This window comes from Anaeromyxobacter oryzisoli (assembly GCF_022690765.1).
Lineage (GTDB): Bacteria > Myxococcota > Myxococcia > Myxococcales > Anaeromyxobacteraceae > Anaeromyxobacter > Anaeromyxobacter oryzisoli.
This window is the reverse complement of the sequence record NZ_JALCZA010000006.1, coordinates 1-17,982: the sequence shown is the minus strand read 5'-3', so window position 1 is coordinate 17,982 and position 17,982 is coordinate 1. Positions and strand designations below refer to the sequence as shown.

At 75.6% G+C, this 17,982-nt stretch carries 14 protein-coding genes; 11 read left to right on the top strand and 3 right to left on the bottom strand.

Annotation, left to right across the window (positions count from 1 at the left end):
• Positions 1 to 44 precede the first annotated feature (44 nt).
• The gene (locus MNZ27_RS03235) at positions 45 to 533 is read right to left on the bottom strand and encodes a YajQ family cyclic di-GMP-binding protein (RefSeq protein WP_242392594.1); all 489 of its coding nucleotides are present in this window, start codon (positions 531 to 533) and stop codon (positions 45 to 47) included.
• A 114-nt stretch (positions 534 to 647) separates the two neighbouring features.
• Complete coding sequence (locus MNZ27_RS03230; protein WP_242392593.1) at positions 648 to 2,300, bottom strand: ribonuclease J; 1,653 nt, start codon at positions 2,298 to 2,300, stop codon at positions 648 to 650.
• Between the two features lie 79 nt (positions 2,301 to 2,379).
• On the opposite strand from MNZ27_RS03230, the gene MNZ27_RS03225 reads away from it, so the two are divergent.
• The 9 genes from MNZ27_RS03225 (at position 2,380) to glgC (ending at position 14,397) form a co-directional block, all read left to right on the top strand.
• Positions 2,380 to 3,426, top strand: a complete 1,047-nt coding sequence (locus MNZ27_RS03225) for a hypothetical protein (RefSeq protein ID WP_242392592.1) — start codon at positions 2,380 to 2,382, stop codon at positions 3,424 to 3,426.
• A 52-nt stretch (positions 3,427 to 3,478) separates the two neighbouring features.
• On the top strand, positions 3,479 to 5,857 hold the full coding sequence (locus tag MNZ27_RS03220) for an ATP-dependent helicase (RefSeq protein ID WP_242392591.1): 2,379 nt from the start codon (positions 3,479 to 3,481) through the stop codon (positions 5,855 to 5,857).
• Positions 5,858 to 6,222: 365 nt separating this feature from the next.
• Positions 6,223 to 6,762, top strand: a complete 540-nt coding sequence (locus MNZ27_RS03215; RefSeq protein ID WP_242392590.1) for a hypothetical protein — start codon at positions 6,223 to 6,225, stop codon at positions 6,760 to 6,762.
• 234 nt (positions 6,763 to 6,996) lie between these two features.
• Positions 6,997 to 7,473, top strand: a complete 477-nt coding sequence (locus MNZ27_RS03210) for a hypothetical protein (protein WP_242392589.1) — start codon at positions 6,997 to 6,999, stop codon at positions 7,471 to 7,473.
• Positions 7,473 to 8,891 (top strand): hypothetical protein, encoded by a 1,419-nt coding sequence (locus MNZ27_RS03205; RefSeq protein WP_242392588.1) that lies wholly within the window; start codon positions 7,473 to 7,475, stop codon positions 8,889 to 8,891. Before MNZ27_RS03210 ends, MNZ27_RS03205 begins: the two co-directional genes overlap by 1 nt.
• Before the next feature lie 159 nt (positions 8,892 to 9,050).
• On the top strand, positions 9,051 to 10,313 hold the full coding sequence (locus MNZ27_RS03200; protein WP_242392587.1) for a sensor histidine kinase: 1,263 nt from the start codon (positions 9,051 to 9,053) through the stop codon (positions 10,311 to 10,313).
• Positions 10,314 to 10,341: 28 nt separating this feature from the next.
• Positions 10,342 to 11,724 (top strand): sigma-54-dependent transcriptional regulator, encoded by a 1,383-nt coding sequence (locus MNZ27_RS03195; protein WP_242392586.1) that lies wholly within the window; start codon positions 10,342 to 10,344, stop codon positions 11,722 to 11,724.
• 88 nt (positions 11,725 to 11,812) lie between these two features.
• Positions 11,813 to 12,931 (top strand): adenosine deaminase, encoded by a 1,119-nt coding sequence (gene add / locus MNZ27_RS03190; RefSeq protein ID WP_242392585.1) that lies wholly within the window; start codon positions 11,813 to 11,815, stop codon positions 12,929 to 12,931.
• A 224-nt stretch (positions 12,932 to 13,155) separates the two neighbouring features.
• Positions 13,156 to 14,397 carry a glucose-1-phosphate adenylyltransferase gene (glgC, locus tag MNZ27_RS03185; protein WP_242392584.1) on the top strand — a complete coding sequence of 414 codons (1,242 nt, stop codon included), beginning with the start codon at positions 13,156 to 13,158 and terminating at the stop codon, positions 14,395 to 14,397.
• A 28-nt stretch (positions 14,398 to 14,425) separates the two neighbouring features.
• Here glgC and MNZ27_RS03180 read toward each other — a convergent pair whose 3' ends face one another.
• The gene (locus MNZ27_RS03180; protein WP_242392583.1) at positions 14,426 to 14,818 is read right to left on the bottom strand and encodes a response regulator; all 393 of its coding nucleotides are present in this window, start codon (positions 14,816 to 14,818) and stop codon (positions 14,426 to 14,428) included.
• A gap of 177 nt (positions 14,819 to 14,995) precedes the next feature.
• On the opposite strand from MNZ27_RS03180, the gene MNZ27_RS03175 reads away from it, so the two are divergent.
• On the top strand, positions 14,996 to 16,402 hold the full coding sequence (locus MNZ27_RS03175; RefSeq protein WP_242392582.1) for a M16 family metallopeptidase: 1,407 nt from the start codon (positions 14,996 to 14,998) through the stop codon (positions 16,400 to 16,402).
• Positions 16,399 to 17,982 (top strand): M16 family metallopeptidase (locus MNZ27_RS03170; protein ID WP_242392581.1); only part of this gene is annotated, 1,584 nt, incomplete at its 3' end. The genes MNZ27_RS03175 and MNZ27_RS03170, both read left to right, overlap by 4 nt.

The window sequence follows — 17,982 nt, the reverse complement described above, 5'->3', positions numbered from 1 at the left end:
GGAGCGCCGAGGGCGGGCGCTCCCGGCTCAAGCTCCTCTCGCCGTCAGTCCCGGAAGTTCTGGAACTGGAGCGGCACGCCGAGGGACGCGCCGCGGATCGCCTGGATGGCGGCCTGGAGGTCGTCCTTCTTCTTCCCGCTGATCCGGACCGCCGCCCCCTGGATCGCCGCCTGGACCTTGAGGCCCGAGGCCTTCACGAGGGCGACGATCTTCTTCGCGTCCTCCTGCTTCAGCCCCTGCTTGAGCTTCACGAGCTGGCGCACGTGACCGCCGGCCGCGGGCTCGACCTGCTGCGGGTCGAGCCCCTCGAGCGGCACGCCGCGCTTCGCGAGCTTCTCCATGAGGACGGACAGCGCCGCCTCGGCGCGGCCGTCCGAGCCGGCCTGGATGACGACGTTCAGGTCCTTGTCGCGCTCGAGGTCGGTGTGCGTCCCCTTGAAGTCGAAGCGCTGCGCGAGCTCCTTCCGCGCCTGGTTGAACGCGTTGTCCACCTCCATCAGGTTCAGCTCGGAGACGACGTCGAAGCTGGGCATGGATGTTTCACTCTCCTCGGGGGCTGCGCCCCTCCCCCCGCCATGCGGCGGGGTCCCTCCACCCCCGCGTGCGCGCTCACGCTGGGGATGCGTCGCAGGCTATTCACCTCGTCATCAAAGCTCCAGCACCACCGGCAACACGGTCGGCTTCCTCCCGGTGGTCCGCCGGAACCAGCGCCGGACCGCCACCCGGAGCGCCTCCTGCACCTCGAGCGCGTCGGCGCGCGACTGCGGGGAGAGCTCCTCGAGCGCCCGGAGCGCCTCGCCCCGGAGCTCCTCCTCGGCTCCCTCGAACCCGGCGACGCCCTTCGCGAACAGCTCCGGGCCGCGCACGATCGCCCCGGTGGACTTCTCGACCGCGAGCACCGCGATGCAGAGCCCCGCCTCCGCGAGGAGCCGCCGGTCCTTCACCACGAGCGCGCCGATGTCGGCGCCGAGGAGCGCGTCGCGATCCGTGTAGACGCGCCCGACCGGCACCGGCTCGTCGAGGACGCGCACGCCCGCGTCGGAGAGCTCGAGCACCTGACCGTCCACGATCACGTCGCGCCCGGGCACGCCCTCCGCCGCCGCGTGCGCCGCGTGCCGGGCGAGGTGCCGGTACTCACCGTGGACGGGGACGAAGTGGCCGGGGCGGGCGAGCCGGATGACCTGCCGCTGCTCGGCGGCCTGGGCGTGGCCGGAGACGTGGAGCGGGGCGAGGCTCTCGTAGAGGACCTCGGCGCCGCGGCGGTAGAGGTCGTTCACGACCTGCCCCACCGCGATCTCGTTCCCCGGGATGAAGCGGGAGGAGAGGATCACGAGATCGCCCCGGGCGATGGCGAGCTCGGGGTGCTCGCCCCGGGCGAGGCGGGCGAGCGCGCTCCGCGGCTCGCCCTGGGTCCCGGTGGTGAGGACGCAGAGCTCGCGGGGCGGGAGGTCCCGCGCCTCGTCCACCCCCACCGGCATCCAGGCCGGCATGTCCACGTAGCCGAGGGCCTGGCCGAGGCGGACGTTCGCCTCCATGGACCGGCCGAGGAGCGCGACCCGGCGGCCGAAGGCGCGGGCGGCGTTCACGATCTGCTGGATCCGGTGGACGTTCGACGCGAAGCACGCGACGAACACCCGGCCGCGGGCGGGCTCGAACGCGGCCTCGAGGGCGGGGCCGACCTGCGACTCGGAGAGGGAGGTCCCCTCGCGCTCGGCGTTCGTGGAGTCGGAGAGGAGGAGCCGGACCCCCTCGCGGCCGAGCGCCTCGATCCGGGCGAGGTCCATCGCGGGGCCGCGGACGGGGGCGAGGTCGATCTTGAAGTCGCCGGTGTGGAGGATCGTCCCCTGCGGCGTCCGGAGGGCGAGCCCGCAGGCGTCGGGGATCGAGTGCGTGACGGCGATGAACTCCGCGGCGATGGGCGAGGCGTCGCCCGCCGGCCGGACGTCGCCCGGGGCCACCTCGCGGAGGTCGGCCGACACGCCCGCCTCGGCGAGCCGCGGCTTCAGCAGCTCGAGCGTGAAGCGGGAGCCGTACACGGGGGCCCGCACGTCGCGGAGGAGGAACGGGAGGGCGCCGATGTGGTCCTCGTGGCCGTGCGTGAGGAAGACGGCGCCGACCCGCTCCTTGCGCTCGCGGATCCAGGACAGGTCCGGGGCGATGACGTCCACGCCGACGTTCTCGTTCGGGAACAGGATCCCGCAGTCCACCACCGCGATCCGGCCGTCCGCCTCGACGGCGAGGCAGTTCATCCCGACCTCTCCGAGTCCTCCGAGCGGGATCACGTGGACGGGCGTCGGCACCGGCCGAATGTACCTTGCCTCGCGCCCGGGCGCACCGCGCGTCGTCGCGTGGTAGCCTCCCCGCCGTCCGGAGGCCTCGTTGTCGTCCCGCCCGCGCTCGCTCGTCCTCGCCACCCTCCTCGTCGCCTCCGCGGCCCGCGCCGCGCCTCCGGGCCCGCTCGCCTCCTCTCCGCGCCCCGCGGCCGCGGTGGACCGGCGTGGACCCGAGCTGGTCCGGTTCCGCTTCGGCTGGCCGGCGCCCGCGGAGGCGCGGGTCACCTACCGGCGCGCGCGCGCCCGGACCGGCGAGCGCCCCACCGCCTTCGTGGCCCGGTACACGAGCCGGGTCGAGCGCGCGCCCGAGGGGCTCGTCGTCCGCATCGGCGGGACGCGCTGGGAAGGAGACCTCCCCCTGCCGCGCGAGGTCGCGGGCGAGGCGATCCGGGCCTCCGAGCGGGTGACGCAGCGGATCCGGTCCGACGGCGCGTTCGACGGCCTCGAGGGCGCCGAGGCGACGCGGCCGGTGCTCGCCCGGCTGCTCGCCGCGAAGCTCCCGCCGGACCAGGCGGAGCGGGCCGTCGCCGCCGCGCTCGCGGCGATGCGGGCGGAGTCGGAGGAGCTCTGGAACCTCGCGGTGGGGTTCTGGATCGACGCCGAGCTCGAGCTCGCCGCGCCCTACGAGATGCAGAGCGAGGGGGAGCTGCCGCTCCTGCCGGGCCTGCGCGCCACGACCACCATCGAGTTCCAGGCCCGCCGCCGCGTCCCGTGCGACGCGGCCGAGCGCGCGCCGCGGTGCGTGGAGGTGACGCTTCGCGAGGTGCCCGAGGCGGCGGCCGTCGCGCGGGCGCGGCAGGCCATCGCGGCGCGGCTCCTCGGACCCGACGCCCCGCCGGACGCGCTCGAGGACGCGGTCCTCGAGAGCGAGCTCTTCCTCGTGACCGATCCCGCGACGCTGCTGCCGCACCGGCTCGTCTGGACCAAGTCGCTGCGGGCCGGCGGCGGCGAGCGAGGCGCGCCGGCGCTCGAGCTCGTGGAGCGGAGCGAGTACGACTACCGCTACGGCGCGGCGGGGAAGCCCGCCGGCCCCGCGCGCCGGCCGAAGCGGCACGCCCCGACGCCGGCGGCCGCGACGAGCGCGCGGCGGTAGCGAGGGCGGGGGGGAGCGGGCGGCCCGGGTTTCGACTATCTTCCCGGCCCCGATGTCCGAGGATCTCCTCCAGGACCTGAACGCCGCGCAGCGCGAGGCCGTCCTCCACGGCGAGGGGCCCCTCCTCGTCCTCGCCGGCGCCGGCTCCGGCAAGACGCGCGTCATCGTCCACCGGATCGCCCGGCTCGTCCGCGACGAAGGCGTGATCCCGTGGCAGATCCTCGCGGTCACCTTCACCAACAAGGCCGCGGGCGAGATGAGGGAGCGGCTCGAGCGGCTCCTCGGGCCGACCGCCCGGGAGCTCTGGGTCCAGACCTTCCACGCCTTCGGCGCGCGCTTCCTCCGCCGCGAGGCGGCCCGGGCCGGGCTCCCGCCCGCGTTCGCGATCTACGACACCGACGACCAGCTCCGGCTGGTGAAGCGCCTCCTCGCCGAGATGGGGTTGGACGACGGCTCGTCGCTCACGGCGCGCGAGGCGCTCTCCCGGATCGACGCGTGGAAGAACGAGGCGCGCCGCCCAGGCGAGGTCGAGGTCTCGCCCTACGACGCCGAGGGCCAGGTCGCCCGGCAGCTCTACGAGCGGTACCAGGCGGCGCTCCTCCGGGCCGGCGCGGCGGACTTCGGCGACCTCCTCGTCCTCCCGACGCGACTCCTCGAGGAGGACCCGGCGCTCCGCGCCCGCTGGTCCGGCCGGTTCCGGCACGTCCTGGTGGACGAGTTCCAGGACACGAACCCGGCCCAGTACCGGCTGATGAAGGCGCTCGTCGGGGCGCGCCGGAACGTCTGCGTGGTCGGCGACGACGACCAGGCGATCTACCGCTGGCGCGGCGCGGACGTCTCCAACATCCTCGGCTTCGACGGCGACTTTCCCGGCACGCGGGTGGTGAAGCTCGAGCAGAACTACCGCTCGACGCGGACCATCCTCGACGCGGCGCACGCGGTGATCTCCCGGGCCCGGCGGCGGCGGGAGAAGCGGCTCTGGACCGAGCGCGACGCCGGCGCGCCGCTCGCGCTCCTCGTCGGCGAGGACGAGCACGCGGAGGCGGAGCGGATCGCGCGCGCGATCGCGGTGGAGCGCGGGCGCGGGACGCCGGGCGACGAGATCGCCGTCCTCTACCGCACCAACGCGCAGTCGCGGCCGCTCGAGGCGGCGCTCCGCGCCGCGCGGATCCCGTACGTGATCGTGCGCGGCACCAGCTTCTACGACCGGGCCGAGGTGCGGGACGCGGCGGCGTACCTCCGGCTCGCCCTCAACCCGCGGAGCGACCTCGACCTCGAGCGGGTGGTGAACCGGCCCTCGCGGAAGATCGGCGAGCGGACGGTCGAGCGGCTCCGCGCCCACGCCGTGGCGAAGGGGATCCCGCTCTTCGAGGCGATCGCCGATCGCGAGGCGGTGGCCGACCTCAAGCCCGCCGCCCGCGCCGCGCTCGGCGAGTTCCACGAGATCGTCGCCGGCCTCGCCGCCGACGTGCCCACGCTCGACGCCGGGATCGCCGTCCAGGAGGCGCTCCGGCGGTCCGGGCTCCTCGCCCGCCTCGAGGAGGAGCACTCCGACGAGGCGGTGGAGCGCGCCGAGAACCTCGCCGAGCTCGTCGCGGCGGCCCGGGAGTTCGACGAGGCGCTCGCCGGCGAGCCGCCGCCGACGGATCCGGACGAGGCCCGGCCGCCGCCCCTCGCGCGCTTCCTCGAGCAGATCGCGCTCCTCGGCGAGGCCGACGGCGAGACGCCGGAGGGGCGCGTCGCGCTCATGACGCTCCACGCCGCGAAGGGGCTCGAGTTCGAGGCCGTCTTCCTCGCCGGGATGGAGGACGGGACGCTCCCGCACGAGCGGCCCTGGTCGGACCAGACGCCCGCCGAGCGCGACGAGGCGCAGGACGAGGAGCGGCGCCTCTGCTACGTGGGGATGACCCGCGCCAAGGCGCGGCTCACGCTGTCGCTCGCGCGGCGGCGGATGAGCTTCGGCGAGGGCGGGCCGTCGTACCGCCAGGCGGAGCCGTCGCGGTTCCTCGCCGATCTGCCGCCCGAGCTGTTCGGCGACGCGGTCGCCCGCGAGGTGCGGGCCCGCGAGGCGCGGGCGGCGCAGCCGCCCGCCGCGCGGCCCCCGCTCGTGCGCCGCCACCCCGGCGCGCTCGAGGGGGAGCCGCACATCGAGCTCGACGCGGAGGACGCGATCGCGCCCGGCTCCCCGGGGCGGAGCGGTCGGCCTGCCCGGGGCGAGCCGAGCCGCGGCGAGCCGACCATCGACTACGACTTCGATCAGCGGCCGGATCGCGCCGGGCCGTTCCAGCGAGGCGAGCGCGTGCGGCACGCCTCGCTCGGGGAGGGGATCGTCCTCTCCTGCGACGGCGCCGGCGCGGACGCGAAGGCGACGGTCCGGTTCGACTCCGGAGACAAGCGGATCGTGGCGCGGTTCCTGTCGCGGGCGGAGTGAGCGAGCGGGGTGGCGCGCCTGGACCTCTCGGCCCGTTCTCCACCGTCGCCGTGATCCGTCACCGTCACCGGCCGTTCCGTCACCCGTGGACCCTGCTCGCGCCGCCCGTGGCCCGGTCCCCGTGATCCGACGGATCGCGGGCCAGGGGACACGGGACGCGGGCGACGGGCACGGGGATCGGTGACGGGCACGGGCACGGGTCCCCCGACCCCTCCCACCGTACCGATCCGTACGCTCGATCGTACGGGGCCGGACGGATCCCAACCGTCCGGGAGGACTTTCTCCAGAAATTTCCGCTCGGCATGGCGGTTGCTCTACCGGCGCTCGCTCGTGCGCATGGCGCGCACCGAGAAGGAGGAACCCAAATGAAGCGCATCATCACACTCCTCGCCGCCGCACTCTCCTTCGCCTTCGCGGCGCCCGTCCTCGCCGCCGACGCGCCTGGCGCCTCGAACACCCCGGACGCGGCCACCGCCCCCGGCGCGACCCAGACCACCGCCCCGGGCGCGACCCAGGCCGCCGACGACGCCCTCGCGGACAAGGCGGACGTCCCGGCGAAGCCCCCGGTCCTTCCGAGCACCGCGTCCGACCGCGCGACCTACGTCCACGACAACATCGCCTTCGGGAAGAAGGGCGCCGCCGAGCGCGCCGCGCACAGCCAGGCCGACAGGCAGGGCGCCACGGACACGGACGACGCCCACGCGGAGGCCGCGAACCGCGCGGCCCACGCCGCCGCCGCGAGCGCCGCCGCGGCCGCGAACGGCGACAGCCACGCCGCCGCCGGCCAGGCCCGCGTCCGGACCGCCCGCACGAGCCGCACGGCCGGGACGACGACGACGACCACCACCACCACGCCGGGCGCGACCGCGACGGCGCCGACGATGCCGACCGGCCGCGGCCGGTGACGACCGCCCCATGCTCCACGCCGCCGTAGCCCTCCTCGGGCTCGCGATCACGGCGACCGCGCCCCGCGCCGACGAGCACCGGCTACCCGGCGCCCGGCGGGTCCGGGCGGGGTCGTTCGCGGGTGCCGGGGGCTCGCGACCCCGGCGCCCGCGCCCCGCGCCGACGAGCACCGGCTCGCCGGCCCCCGGCTGTTCCGGGAGGAGAAGTTCGCGGATGCCCTGGTCGAGTTCCGGGTGGCGGAGCGCCTCGGCGCTCCCGGGGCGGCGGGCTACGCCGCCGCCGCCCTCGTGAAGCTCGACCGGCCGGAGCAGGCGATCGAGGCCTTCGAGGGGTCGGGCGCGACGTCGCCCGGGCGCGCGCCGCTCCTCGACTACTACCACGCGCTCGCCTGCTACGAGGCGAGGCTGTACGTCCGCGCCGACCGGCTCCTCGCCGGCGTGGGCGCCCGCTCCGGCCCGCGCATCGCCGGGCAGGCTGCCCGGGTCCGGGCGGACATCGCGAAGGCGCTCGCCGCCGAGCCGGGCCGCGACGTGGTGGACTGGTACGTGGCCCGCTGCGACGCGCTCGCCGCCGGCGATCGCCCCGTCCTCGCGCGGGCCTTCTGCGAGGAGGCCCTCGCGGTCGCCGGTCGCCGCGCCGACCGGCACGGCGCGGCCGAGGCCCGGGAGCGGCTCTCGCGCCTCCGGCCCGTGGCGCAAGGGGGCCCCTGATGCTCGCCGCCGCCCTCGTCGCGCTCGCCCTCGGCGCGGCGCCGGATCCCTGCGCGCCGGTGGCGTCGGCGGCGCCCGACGCGGCGGATCCGGGGGCGGCCGCGGAGTACCGGGCGGTCGGCGAGTCGGAGCGGCGCGCCGGGAACCGGGACACCGCCGCGGCCGCGTTCCGGGACGCCCTCGCCCGGGATCCCGCCGACGCGACCAGCCGGGCCGCGCTCGCGGCGCTCTGCGCCGAGGCGAAGGCGGGGAGCGCCTTCGACCGGGGCGTCCGGCTCATGGACGCGGGCGACCGGCGCGGCGCGGTGGCGGCGTTCGAGGAGGCGCGCGCGGGCGGGGATCGCTCCGCGGCGCTGCTCGAGGGGATCTGCCTCTACGAGCTCGGCGAGGAGGACCGGGCGCTGCCGCTCCTCGACGAGGCCGGGAAGGACCCGGATCACGCCGAGGCCGCGCGCTTCTTCCAGGGGCTCGTCGCGCTCCGGCGCGGGCGCTCGGACGAGGCGGCGGCGCTCCTCCAGGCGTCCGCCGCCGATCGCCACCTCGCGCCGCTCGCCCTGGGGCTCTCCCGGCTCGCCCGGCGCGAGGGGCGCCTCGTGCTCTCCGTCCTCGCCGAGACCGGGTGGGACTCGAACGTCGACCTCACCCCGGACGGCGCGCCGGGCGCGGCGCGCGCCGGCGACGGCTCGGCGGGCCTGACCGCGCTGGCGCACTACGCGCCGATGGGCGACACCGGCCCGTTCGCGCAGGTCACCGCGCACGCCCGCGAACAGCTCACCTACGACGCGCTCGACATCGCCGGCCTGGGCGGCGCCGCCGGGGTCCAGGCCGGGCGCGGGCGGCAGTTCCTCCTCGCCGAGTACGCGTACGAGTACCGGGAGCTCGGCGGCGCCCCGTACCTGTCCGCGAACGCGCTCCTCGGCGAGGGGCGCCTCGCGGTGGGCGGCGGCGCGAGCGCCGGGCTCACCTGGCTCGCGCGGCTCGAGTCCTTCCGCGCCGCGGACGCCCCGTACTCGGGCCTGCACCAGCTCGGCGAGGCGGACCTCACGCTCGAGGCCGGCCCCCGCGCCCTCGTCACCCTCGCCTGGAGGCTCGGCCTCGACGGCGCCCGCGATCCCGCCCTCTCGTGGTGGGAGACGGGCCCCCGCGCCGCCCTCCACCTCGCGGCCACGCCGCGCCTGCGGCTCGGGCTCGAGCTCGCCGCCTCGCAGCGGACCTACCGCGCGGTCGATCTTGCCCTCGGCGTCGTCCGGAGCGACCGGTACCTGGACGCCGCCGCGCTCCTCGAGTGGGACCTCGCGGAGCGCTGGACGCTCCGGCTCTCGGCCACCGCGCGGAAGGCGTTCTCGAACCTGCCGGACTTCGCGTACACGAAGCTCGCCCCGACGATCGGGCTCGCCTACACCATCGGCTTGTTCTGACTCGCCTTTCGCTGTCATTCGAGCATGCGAACGCAACTGGAGGCGAGTCAGAGACGATATCCGGGCTCGCTGCATACGACCGCAGCGAGCCCTCTACCGGGGGGAGCGACCGCCGCTCCCCCCAGTCCCCCCACCGGAACGAGCGATACCCGATTCCACATGCCGCGCGCCGCCGTGCCCATCGCCGCCGCGCTCCTCGGCCTTGCCGGGTCGCTGGCGACGACCTTCGCGCTCCACCGCGCCGCGAGCGCCGCGCTCGACCGCGTCCTCGAGGAGCGGCTCCGGGGCGCCGGCGAGAGCGCCGCGCTCCTCCTCGGCGACGCCGCGCAGGGCGAGGCCAGGCTCCGCGCGCTCATGGAGGCGAACCGGCTCGAGGGCGCCTACCTCGTCTCCCCTTCGTGGGTGGTGCTCGCCGACGCGACCGGGCCCGCGGGCGCCCCGGCCGACCTCCTGCGGGTCGACGCGGGCCGGGTCGAGGCGGCGCTCCGGGGCGAGGCGGCGCTCCGGGGCGAGGTCACGATCGGCCCCGGCTACGCGGTGGGGGACGTGCACGTGGAGACCGCCTACTTCCCGGTGCGGGGATCCGACGGACGGCCCCGGGCGGTGCTCGCCCTCGAGGCGGGCGAGGCGTTCTCCGCCGCGAGGGGCCGGCTCCGGCGCGCGCTCGGGATCGGCGTGGCCCTCTCCGGGCTCACCGCGCTCGCCCTCGCCCTCGCCGCGTCGGGGTGGGCGCGCTCGGAGCGGCAGCGCCGGGAGGCCGCGGCGCGCGCCGCCCGGGGAGACGCCCTCGCCCGGATGGCCGCCGCGGTCGCCCACGAGATCAGGAACCCCCTCGGCATCATCCGCGCCGCGGTGGAGCTCCTCCGCGAGCGGGCCGGCGACGCGCTCGGCCCGCGGGACCGCGAGGGGCTCGAGGACGTCCTCGGGGAGGTGGCGAGGCTCCGCCGGCTCACCCAGGACTTCCTCGACCTCTCCGCGGAGCCCGCCCTGAAGCGCCAGCGGGTGGAGCTCGCCGGGCTCGCGGCGGAGGCGGCGCGCGGCAGCGCCGCCCTCCACCCGGGCCTCGCCGTGACCGTGGCCGTCGCGCCGGGGCTCCCGCCGGTCGAGGCCGATCCGGCCCGCCTCCGGCAGGTGCTCGCGAACCTCCTCGCGAACGCCGCGGAGGCGGGCGCCCGGCGCGTGGAGATCCGCGGCGAGGCCGCCGGCGCCGAGGTCCGGCTCGTGATCCGCGACGACGGCCCCGGTATCGACCCGGCGATCCGCGACCGGCTGTTCGAGGCCTTCGCGAGCGCCCGCGAGGGCGGCACCGGCCTCGGCCTCGCCGTGTCGCGGCGGCTCGTGGAGCGGCACGGGGGGTCGCTCGCGGTGGCCGGGGGCGGGCCCGGGACGACCTTCGAGCTCAGGCTGCCCCGCGCGGCGTAGGCGCGGCGGCGGGGAAAGGACGACGGCCGTGGCGCGGGTGCTCATCGCGGACGACGAGGCGAAGCTCGGGCGGCTCCTCGCCGAGGCGCTCGAGCGGGACGGCCATGCGGTGGCCCGGGCGGGCGGGGGGCGCGAGGCGCTCGCCCGGCTCGCCGCGGCGCCCGTGGACGTGGTCGTGACCGATCTCCGGATGCCGGAGGTGGACGGGCTCGCGGTGCTGCGCGCGGCGCGGGCGCTCCCCGACGCGCCGGAGGTGATCCTCATGACCGCGTACGCCACGGCGGAGAGCGCGGTGGAGGCGATGAAGGCGGGCGCCGCGGACTACGTGCTGAAGCCGTTCGCGATGGACGAGCTGCGGCTGCGGGTCCGGCGGCTCGCCGGGCAGCGCGAGGCGGAGCGCCGGAGCGCCCGGCTGCTCGCCGCGCTCACGCCCTCGCTGTGCGCCGAGAGCGCGGCGATGCGGGCGGTCCTGGCCGCCGCGCGCCAGGTGGCCGCGACGGACGCGACGGTGCTCCTCCTCGGCGAGAGCGGCACCGGGAAGAGCCAGCTCGCGCGGACGATCCACTACGAGAGCCGGCGCGCGGCGGCCCCGCTCGTCGAGGTGCACTGCGCGGCCTTGCCGGAGACGCTCCTGGAGAGCGAGCTCTTCGGCCATGAGCGGGGGGCCTTCACCGGCGCGGTGGCGCGGAAGGCGGGGCACCTCGCCGCCGCGGACGGCGGGACGCTCTTCCTCGACGAGATCGGGGACGTCTCGCAGGCGACCCAGGTGAAGCTCCTCCGGTTCCTCCAGGAGCGCCGGTTCGTGCCGCTGGGCGCCACCGAGGAGCGGCAGGTGGACGTGCGGGTGATCGCCGCGACGAACCGCGACCTCGACGCGGCGGTGCGGGCGGGGACCTTCCGCGAGGATCTCTTCTACCGCCTCGACGTCTTCGCGATCCGCGTGCCGCCGCTCCGGGATCGCCCGGAGGACGTCGTGCCCATCGCCGAGCGGTTCCTCGCCGCCCGCGGCGTCCCCGCGGCGAAGCTCTCGCCGCCGGCGCGGGAGCGGCTCGCCGCCCGGCGCTGGCCGGGGAACGTGCGCGAGCTCGAGAACGCCATCGAGCGCGCCCTCATCCTCGCCGGCGAGGACGAGATCCGCGCCGAGCACGTCGCCCCGGCCACCAAGGCCCCCGACCGGCGCGCGGCCGACGTCCTCGTCGAGGGGTTCGACCTCGACGCCTTCGAGCGCGACCTCCTGCACGCCGCGCTCGAGGGGACGGGCGGGAACAAGGCGGCCGCCGCGCGCCTGCTCGGCATCACCCGGCGACGCCTCTACTCCCGGCTCGAGAGCCTGGGCGCCCCGGACGAGCCCGACGAGGCCGACGGCGACGACACCCGCGCCGGCCGGGCTCCCGACGCTCGGCGCGGGTGAGCGGCGCCTGGGGCGCGGCCCCGCGGCCGGCTGGCTCGAGCGGGGCGGCGCGGTGACGGGCCGGTCGGGCCGAGGGTATCGTTCCCGCATGGCCGACCCGATCCGGGACCCGCTCCCGGCCGTCACGGAGGAGCTGGTGCGGGCCCTCCCCAAGACGGACCTGCACTGCCACCTCGACGGCTCCCTGCGGCTCCGGACCGTCCTCGAGCTCGCGGAGCGGCAGCGGGTGAAGCTCCCGGCGGTCACGCCGGAGGGGCTGGCGAAGGCGATACACATGGGGGAGACCTGCCGCTCGCTCGAGGACTACCTCACCGCCTTCGACGTCACCCTTGCGGTGCTGCAGACCGAGGAGGCGCTCGAGCGCGCCGCCTACGAGCTCGCGATCGACGCCGCCGCCGAGAACGTCCGCTACCTGGAGGTCCGCTACTCGCCGGTCCTCCACACGCGGTCGGGGCTGAAGCCCACCACGATCGTGGACGCCGTGCTCGAGGGGCTCCGCGTCGCGGAGCGGGAGACCGGGATCCGGTCGAACGTGATCATCTGCGGGATCCGGCACATGGATCCGGTGACGAGCGTGCGGCTCGCCGAGCTCGCCGTCGCGTACAAGGGGAAGGGCGTGGTCGGGTTCGACCTCGCCGGCGCCGAGGAGGGCCACCCGGCGCGCCGGCACCGCGACGCGATCCAGCTCATCCTCGACAACAACGTGAACGTCACGATCCACGCCGGCGAGGCGTTCGGCCCCGAGTCGATCGCCCAGGCGGTGCACTGGTGCGGCGCCCACCGGATCGGGCACGGCGTCCGCCTCCGCGAGTCGGGCGACCTCCTCAACTACCTGAACGACCACCGCATCCCGCTCGAGATGTGCCCGTCCTCGAACGTGCAGACGGGCTCGGTGCCCAACTTCGCGGCCCACCCGCTCCGCTTCTACTTCGACTTCGGCCTGCGGGTGACCGTGAACACCGACAACCGGCTCATCACGGACACGAGCTCGACGAAGGAGCTGCTCGTCGCGCACCGGGAGATGGGCTTCACGCTCGAGGACCTCTGCACGCTGGTCGTGCAGGGCTTCAAGAGCGCGTTCCTCCCCTTCCGCGAGAAGGCCGACCTGCTCCGGCAGGTGAACGCCGAGATCGCGGAGGTGGTCGGCCGCTTCGGGGTGACCGCGCCGGCGTCGCAGCAGGCGACGAGCGCGGGCGGGTGCGGCTGATCGGCCGCCGGCGGCCGCGCGACGCCGCTTCGGCCCCCGGGGCTCCGTGATCGCGGGCGGCCGGCGCGACCCCCATGCGGCCGCGGCGATCCCGGCGCGCGGCGGCGTACAGTGGCCGCAGCGGCGGCGGGAGCGCGCGGCCCCGGCCCGCCGGCCGCTTCCTTGCCCGATCCGGGCGAGGTGCGTAGCATCGAGGCAAGCCCGTTCGACACCAGGAGTGACAGATGGCGAAGCTCCTCGCGATGATCCTCGCCGGCGGCGAGGGCCGCCGCCTCGACCCGCTCACCCGCGAGCGGGCGAAGCCGGCGGTCCCCTTCGGCGGGCGCTACCGGATCATCGACTTCGTCCTCTCGAACTTCGCGAACTCCGGGATCCTCCGGATGAAGGTGCTGGTCCAGTACAAGTCGGAGTCGCTCAACACGCACGTCCAGCGCGGGTGGCGCCTCACCGCCCTGCTGAACCAGTACGTGGAGCTCGTGCCCGCGCAGATGCGCGTGGGGCCGAAGTGGTTCGAGGGCTCGGCCGACGCCATCTACCAGAACCTGAACATCATCACCGACGAGGAGCCCGAGTACACCTTCGTCTTCGGCGCCGATCACGTCTACCGCATGGACGTGCGGAAGATGCTCGACTACCACGAGGACCGGAAGGCCGAGCTGACCGTCGCGGCGATCCCGATCCCCAAGGAGGAGGCGAGCGAGTTCGGGATCATCGAGGTGGACGCCGACGGGCGGATGATCGGCTTCGTCGAGAAGCCCAAGGAGGACCCGAAGACCATCCCGGGCGATCCGACCCGCTGCCTCGCCTCGATGGGCAACTACCTGTTCACGACCGACTCGCTCGTGCAGGAGATCGTGCGGGACGCCGGCGATCCGACCAGCGCCCACGACTTCGGGAAGTCGATCGTCGTCTCGATGTACCAGCGCAAGCGGGTCTACGTGTACGACTTCGCGAAGAACGTGGTGCCCGGCCAGAGCGAGCGGGAGCGCGGCTACTGGCGCGACGTCGGGTCGCTCGACGCCTACTTCCAGGCGAACATGGATCTCGTCGCGGTGGACCCGATCTTCTCGCTCTACAACGACCAGTGGCCGATCTACACGGTGCAGTACAACTACCCGCCCGCCAAGTTCGTGTTCAGCAACGAGCGCGAGCACCGGGTCGGCCGCGCCACCGACTCGCTGGTGTCCGAGGGCTGCATCATCTCCGGCGGCCAGGTCCACCACTCGATCCTCTCGCCGAAGGTGCGGGTGAACAGCTACGCCACGGTGGAGGACTCGATCCTCTTCGAGAACGTGAACATCGGCCGGCACTGCCGGATCCGGCGCGCGATCGTGGACAAGCACGTGGACATCCCGTCCGGGACCACCGTCGGCTACGACCTCGAGAAGGACCGCAGGCACTTCCACGTCACCGAGAGCGGGATCGTGATCATCCCGAAGGGGATGCGGATCGAGGCGGGGCGGTAGCCCGACGGCGCGCGCGCGGGGGTCGCCCTCAACGCTGGAGGAGGCGCTCCGCCTTGTCGAGGGCCAGCTGGAGATCCACCGGCTTCTCGAGGACGTCCCAGGCGCCCAGCTCGAGGAGCAGATCGCGCATGAGCTGGTCGCCGCCCAGCGCGCTCAGGACGAGCACCGGGATCCCGCGGGTGGCCGGGTCGTGCTTGAGCGACCGGAGCGCGTCGCGCCCGTCCAGGCGCGGCATCGCGACGTCGAGCAGGATCACGTCCGGCCGCTCGGCCGCGGCGGCGGCGAGCGCCTCCGCGCCGTCGCGGGCGCACACCACGGCGTGCCCGCGGCGCTCGGCGAAGGACGCGTAGAGGCGCGCGACCGCCGGATCGTCCTCGGCGACGAGGATCCGGAGCGGACGGGCGGCGACGGCGCTGGCCATCGGCCTTCGAGCATAGCCCCGGGAGCGGGCGAAGCAACGGGCGGACGCAGGGCCATCCGGGCCGCACGCGCCCTGCGGCCCGTCCGTCCCGGGCGGGCAGGCCGGCGGGAGAATCGGCGCCCGGCGGCACGCTCGGGAGCGTGACGCGGCACGGCGGCGAGCATATAAGCAGCCGCCATGACCATCGGTCCGTCGCTCGCCGCCGCCCTCGCCACCCTCGCGGTCGCGCAGGCCGCGCCCGCCGCTTCCCCGCCCCCGGCCGCCGCCGCGGCGGCCGAGACCCCGAAGCTGCCCTACGAGCTCTTCCGGCTCCCGAACGGCCTCACCGTGATCCTGCACGAGGACCACGGGGCCCCGCTCGTGGGCGTCCACGTCCAGTACGACGTCGGGTCGAAGGACGAGCGCCCGGGGCGGACCGGGTTCGCCCACCTCTTCGAGCACCTCATGTTCCAGGGCACCGAGCACCTGCCGAAGGGGCTCGAGGACCGGCTCGTGGACGCCGCCGGCGGCGACGCGAACGGCTCCACCTCCCAGGACACCACGGTCTACTGGGAGCAGGTGCCGTCGAACGCCCTCGAGCAGATGCTCTTCATCGGCTCGGATCGGATGGGGTTCCTCCTCCCCACCCTCGACCAGGCGAAGCTCGACAATCAGCGCGACGTGGTCCGCAACGAGCGGCGCCAGAGCTACGAGATGCAGCCGTACGGCCTCGCCTTCGACCGGATCCTCTCGAACCTCTGGACGAACGACTTCCCGTACCACTGGATGACCATCGGCTCGCACGAGGACCTCGAGGCGGCGACGCTCGAGGACGTGCGGCACTTCTTCGAGCGCTGGTACGGTCCGGAGAACGCGGTCCTCTCCGTCGCCGGCGACATCGACCCGGCGCGCACCCGCGCCCTCGTGGAGAAGTGGTTCGCGGGGATCCCCGGCAAGGCGCGGCCGGTGCACCAGCTCCCCTCGCCGCAGCCGCTCGCGCAGGAGAAGCGGGTCACCATGCAGGACCGGGTGCAGCTCCCCCGGCTGTACCTCGCGTGGCAGACGCCGAAGGTCTTCGCGCCCGGCGACGCCGCCCTGGACCTGCTCGGGCAGATCCTCACCGACGGCAAGAGCGCGCGGCTCGTGAAGCGGCTGGTGATGGACGAGCAGATCGCGCAGAGCGTCTCGGCCGGGCAGTCGAGCGAGGCGCTCGCGGGGATGTTCCTCGTGGTGGCGACGCCGAAGCCGGGCGTCCCCGTCGCGCGGCTCGAGAAGGAGATCGACGAGGAGCTCGCGCGCATCGCGCGGGTGCCGCCCAGCGCCGAGGAGCTCGAGCGCGCGAAGAACAAGATCGAGGCGGCGGCGGTGTTCGGGCTCGAGCCGGTGGGCGGGTTCGGCGGGCGCGCCGCCACGCTGGCGAACTACTTCGTCCGCGCCGGCGACCCGGGCTACCTCGAGCAGGACCTCGCCCGCTACCGCCTCGCCACCGCCGCCGACGTCTCGATGGCGGCGCGGACCTTCCTGCGGAAGGACGCGCGCGTGGTCCTCACCGTCGTCCCGGCCGCCGGCGGCTCCGCGCCCGCCGCCCAAGGGAGCGCCCGATGATCCGCCCCGGCCACCTCTTCCCACGCCTGCTCCCGCTCGTCGTCGCCCTCGCCTGCGCGACGCCCACGCGGCCGCCGCCGCCCGCGCAGCCGCAGAAGGTCGCGGCGCCGGCGCAGCCGCAGGCCACCGCGATCCCGGATCGCTCGCGCGTGCCGCCCCTCGGCCCGCCCCCCGCGCTCGAGCTGCCCGCCCAGCGCCACTTCGTCCTCGCGAACGGGCTCAAGGTCAGGCTCGTCGAGCGCCACCGCCTGCCCATCGTCGCGCTCCACCTGGTCGTGGACGCCGGCGGGATCCACGATCCGCCGAACCTCCCCGGGCTCGCGAGCTTCACCGCGGCCATGCTCACCGAGGGCGGCACGCGGACCCGCACGCCCACCCGGATCTCGGACCAGGTCGGCTTCCTCGGCGCCAGCCTCGGCGGCGGCGCCACCCAGGACTCCGCCTTCCTCTCCGGCGCCGTGCTCTCTCGACACCTCCCGGAGCTCCTCGACATCTTCGCCGACGTGGCGATGAACCCCGCCTTCCCGCGGAAGGACTTCCTCCGGGTGCAGGACCAGCGGGAGGTGACGCTCGTCCAGCAGCGCGACCAGCCGCCGATCGTCGCGACGAAGGCGTTCACCGACGTCTTCTGGGGCGGCGGCAACCCCTACGGGCACTACGTGCTCGGGACCGAGGCGTCGGTCGCGGCGACCACGCCGGGCGACCTCGCCCGCCTCCACGCGCGGCTCTGGCGCCCCGAGAACGCCGAGCTGGTGGTCGTCGGCGACGTCACCGAGGCGGCGCTCCGGCCCCTGCTCGATCGGACCATCGGCGCGTGGAAGAGGGGGACCGCCGCGCCGCCGCTCCGGCCCCAGCCGGTCGCGGCGCCGCATCGGGCGCTCCTCGTCGAGAAGGCCGAGGCCCCGCAGTCGTCGCTCCTCCTCGGCATGCCCGGCGTCGAGCGCGCCTCGAAGGACTACGTGGCCGCGAGCGTGCTCTTCCAGGTCCTCGGCGGCGGCACCTCCTCGCGCCTGTTCCGAAATTTGCGGGAGGAGAAGGGCTACACGTACGGCCTCGGCGCCGGCGCGGACGCGCGGCGCCTGGCGGGCGTCTCGGTCGTGCGCGGGAACGTGAAGGCCGACGTCACCGGGCCCGCGCTCAAGGAGATCTTCGGCGAGCTCGAGCGCCTCCGGCGGGAGCCCGTGCCCGACGCCGAGCTCCAGGACGCGAAGCAGGCGCTGGTGCGCTCCCTGCCGGCCGACTTCGCGACCGTCGGCGGCGTCGCGGGGCGCGTCGCGGAGCTGATCGCGTACGGCCTGCCGGACGACTACTGGAACCGCTACGCGGACGCGGTGCAGCAGGTCACGGCGGAGGACGTGCGCCGGGTGGCCGAGCGGGTCCTCGATCCGTCCCGCGCGACGCTCGTCATCGTGGGGACGCCGGCGGTGGTGTCGCCGCAGCTCGCGGGCCTGCCGATCGGGAGCGTCGAGATCCTCCCGCCGCCGGGCCCGCCGCCCGCCGGGCGTCGCGCGCCCGCGAAGGCCCCCGCCAGGCCGAGGGCGGCTCCCCCGGCGGCGATGCCGCCGCCCGCCGCGCTCGCG

Coding starts and splice junctions, on each gene's coding strand:
- MNZ27_RS03215 (WP_242392590.1), top strand. CDS start 6,223: ATGAAGCGCATCATCACACTCCTCGCCGCCGCACTCTCCTTCGCCTTC.
- add (WP_242392585.1), top strand. CDS start 11,813: ATGGCCGACCCGATCCGGGACCCGCTCCCGGCCGTCACGGAGGAGCTG.
- MNZ27_RS03175 (WP_242392582.1), top strand. CDS start 14,996: ATGACCATCGGTCCGTCGCTCGCCGCCGCCCTCGCCACCCTCGCGGTC.
- MNZ27_RS03200 (WP_242392587.1), top strand. CDS start 9,051: ATGCCGCGCGCCGCCGTGCCCATCGCCGCCGCGCTCCTCGGCCTTGCC.
- MNZ27_RS03180 (WP_242392583.1), bottom strand. CDS start 14,818: ATGGCCAGCGCCGTCGCCGCCCGTCCGCTCCGGATCCTCGTCGCCGAG.
- MNZ27_RS03220 (WP_242392591.1), top strand. CDS start 3,479: ATGTCCGAGGATCTCCTCCAGGACCTGAACGCCGCGCAGCGCGAGGCC.
- MNZ27_RS03235 (WP_242392594.1), bottom strand. CDS start 533: ATGCCCAGCTTCGACGTCGTCTCCGAGCTGAACCTGATGGAGGTGGAC.
- glgC (WP_242392584.1), top strand. CDS start 13,156: ATGGCGAAGCTCCTCGCGATGATCCTCGCCGGCGGCGAGGGCCGCCGC.
- MNZ27_RS03205 (WP_242392588.1), top strand. CDS start 7,473: ATGCTCGCCGCCGCCCTCGTCGCGCTCGCCCTCGGCGCGGCGCCGGAT.